The organism is Suttonella sp. (assembly GCF_056855035.1).
In genome coordinates this window covers 1-3,168 of sequence record NZ_JBXGGR010000059.1, presented here as the reverse complement: position 1 = coordinate 3,168, position 3,168 = coordinate 1, and the positions used below count along the sequence as shown (strand labels likewise).

Annotated in this window: 2 protein-coding genes and 1 pseudogene; 1 reads left to right on the top strand and 2 read right to left on the bottom strand. The window is 49.1% G+C overall.

Features of this window, described 5'->3' with window-relative positions:
- Positions 1-113: pseudogene (locus ACJHVI_RS05585) on the top strand (IS982 family transposase); the annotation flags it as partial.
- 207 nt (positions 114-320) lie between these two features.
- Here ACJHVI_RS05585 and gdhA read toward each other — a convergent pair.
- Complete coding sequence (gene gdhA, locus ACJHVI_RS05580) at positions 321-1,658, bottom strand: NADP-specific glutamate dehydrogenase (RefSeq protein ID WP_483183664.1); 1,338 nt, start codon at positions 1,656-1,658, stop codon at positions 321-323.
- Positions 1,659-2,086: 428 nt separating this feature from the next.
- Complete coding sequence (locus tag ACJHVI_RS05575; RefSeq protein WP_483183663.1) at positions 2,087-3,061, bottom strand: AbgT family transporter; 975 nt, start codon at positions 3,059-3,061, stop codon at positions 2,087-2,089.
- Positions 3,062-3,168: the final 107 nt, after the last annotated feature.

Genomic DNA, 3,168 nt, shown 5'->3' with positions numbered 1-3,168 from the left:
ATCGTTCAGAGAAGGGATTTTTGTTGAATCTGATTTCTGGATTAACGGCATATTGCTTGTTTGCGTATAAGCCGCAGATGTTTGGGAAGAATGCTTTGGCGGCTGCTAAATAGAGGGGGCTTATCCCGAACTCAGGTTAATTTATAGGGAGTGGCGGATTTTAATTTGCTATAGGTTTGGAAATAAGGCATACGGTTTGAAGCGCTTTGTGTTTTTCCGATTTCGATAAAAACGCAGAAGGTGCGCATAAAAAACCGCCTGAAACTTAGCTTCAGGCGGCGGTATAGTTGCGCTTTCCCTTTAGCGGGGCGGCAATGCGTTTACACGATGCCTTGATCCAGCATGGCGTGGGCGACTTTTTTAAATCCGGCGATGTTGGCGCCGTCCACATAGTTGGTAAAGCCGTCGTGAGTGCCGTTTTCCACGCAGTTTTCATGGATGTTTTGCATGATCTCGGCCAATTTGGCATCGACTTCTTCGCGCGTCCATGAGAGGCGGATGGCGTTTTGGCTCATTTCCAGTCCCGAGGTTGCCACGCCGCCCGCATTTGCCGCTTTGCCGGGGGCATAGAGGATTTTGGCGTCGATAAAGGCTTCTACCGCGTCTAGGGTGGAAGGCATGTTCGCGCCTTCGGCAACGCAGATGCAGCCGTTTTTCAACAGGGTTTTGGCATCTTCGCCGTTAAGCTCGTTTTGGGTGGCACAAGGCAGAGCGATATCGCAGGCGACATCCCAAGGTTTTTTTCCTTCAAAGTATTGCAAGCCTTGTTCTTCGGCATAAACGGAGAGGCGTTCGCGGCGTTCGTTTTTCAGCTCAAGCAAGGCGTCAAATTGGGCTTGGCTCATGCCTTTGTCGTCAAAACGCACATAGCCGTTGGAATCGGATACGCTTAAGACTTTCGCGCCCAGTTGCAGGGCTTTTTCCGCAGCGTATTGCGAGACGTTGCCCGAACCCGAAATAACGACGCGTTTGCCTTCAATGCTTTCGCCGCGCGTTTTGAGCATGTGCTGCACAAAATAGACGGTGCCGTAGCCGGTGGCTTCGGGACGGATAAGGCTGCCGCCCCAGTTGAGCGCTTTGCCGGTCAGCACGGAGGTAAATTCATTGCGCAGTTTTTTGTATTGCCCGAAGAGGAAGCCGATTTCGCGCCCGCCGACGCCGATATCCCCTGCCGGTACGTCAGTATCTGCGCCGATGTGGCGGTAGAGTTCGCTCATAAAGGCTTGGCAGAAACGCATGACTTCGCCATCGGATTTGCCTTTGGGGTCGAAATCCGAGCCGCCTTTGCCGCCGCCCATAGGCAATGTGGTCAGGGCATTTTTAAAGACTTGTTCAAATGCCAAGAATTTCAAGATGCCCAAATTGACGCTGGGATGAAAGCGCAAACCGCCTTTGTACGGTCCGATGGCGGAGGACATTTGCACACGATAGCCGCGATTGACTTGCACTTGTCCTTTGTCGTCCACCCATACCACGCGAAACATGATCACGCGCTCCGGCTCGACAATACGCTCTAACAGCCCTTGCTGCGAGTATTTAGGATTTTTGGCAAGAAAAGGGGCAAGACTGTGGAAGACTTCTTCGACGGCTTGATGAAATTCCGCTTGGTTGGGATCGCGCTGTTTAATGCTGTTAAACAGGCTGTCTAATTGGCTCATGTTATCTCCGGTTGTTCATTAAGAGTTTTTTAGCTTAACAAAAAAATTCCCGCGGTAAAGCGGAAATTTTGCCGCGCTTCTGTGTTTTTCGGTAGAAGATGCGCTTAATTTTGCATTTTTATGATGAAAATAGTGTTTTTAATGTGAAAAAATAGCGAAAATGGTTTCTTGAAAAAATTGTTATCCGTGAAATAAAAAAAAATTACCACATGGACAAAAGATTAAATTTTTCCTTTTCTCGGCTTTTGACTTGCTTTTAGAAAAATTTCTGTACAAAGAAAAAGCGCTGCAAGGCGCTTTTTCTCGGCGTCTTATAGTCGGAGAAGTGAAAAAGTAGTGCAAGGCGGCGAGCCGCAGACAGTACAAGAGCGTACGGCAAGGCGAGCCAACACCGTAATACTTTTTCAATTCTTCGACTATAGTCATGATTAGGCGGAAGGCGCTATCATATACACGCCCGGTCCAATCGGCAGTCCGATCCATAGCCACAGGAGCAGAAATGCCGTCCAGCAAATCAGGAAGCCGATAGAGATTGGTAGCATGGTCGCCATAAGCGTGCCGATACCCAAATCGGGGCGGTAGCGCTGCATATTGGCAAGACAGACTGCAAAATATGGGCTCATCGGCGAGATGATGTTGGTTACGGAGTCGCCGATACGGAACATGGCTTGCACGAATGCCGCTTCAAATCCGATCATCATCAGCATCGGCACAAAAATCGGCGACATGAGCGACCATTGCGCCGAGCCGCTGGTCATGAAGATATTGAGCGCGGCGGTCATGATGATAAAGGTTACGACAAGGGGCAGACCGGTAAAGCCGGTATGTTCCAAGAAGATAGAACCTGATACGGCGATGACTTCGCCCAAGCCTGTCCAGCGGAAATAGGCGATAAATTGCGAGATGACGAAAAACAGCGTGAGAGTGGGTGCCATTTCGCGCACGGCTTCGGTCATTTTTGCCGGAATGTCGCGCATGGTTTTCAAGGTGCCGGCGACGCGTCCGTAAGTGATGCCTACGGTGATGAAGAATAGGAATATCACGGGCACAAGGGATTTTAAAAACGGCGAGGGTAATAAGCCGCCGTTCTCATTGCGCAAAGGAGAATCTTGCGGCAAAAGTATTAAGGCAAAGACGGCGATAAAGGCAAGCGCGGCATAGCCGGTCATTTTGAGTGCTTTTTGCTCTTGAACGCTGACTTCCCGCATATCGGGCTTTTGCACCAGTGATTCGTCAATACTGATGGTGCGCTTGAGGCGCGGCTCGATGACTTTATCGATCAGAATCGTGCCGACAATGGCAAGCAGCGGCACGGAAGCGACAGTGAAATAGTAATTGTCCAAAGGCGTGATTTCCGCTTGCGGATTAATCAGTTGCGCGGCGCTTGTGGTGAGCCCCGCCAAAGTATAGTCTCTTCAGATTAAAATGATACGCCTTAAAACAAGATATTGAAATATTTTTCAATATCTTGAAAATTTTTATTGTCTCATTTTAATCTGAAGAAACTATA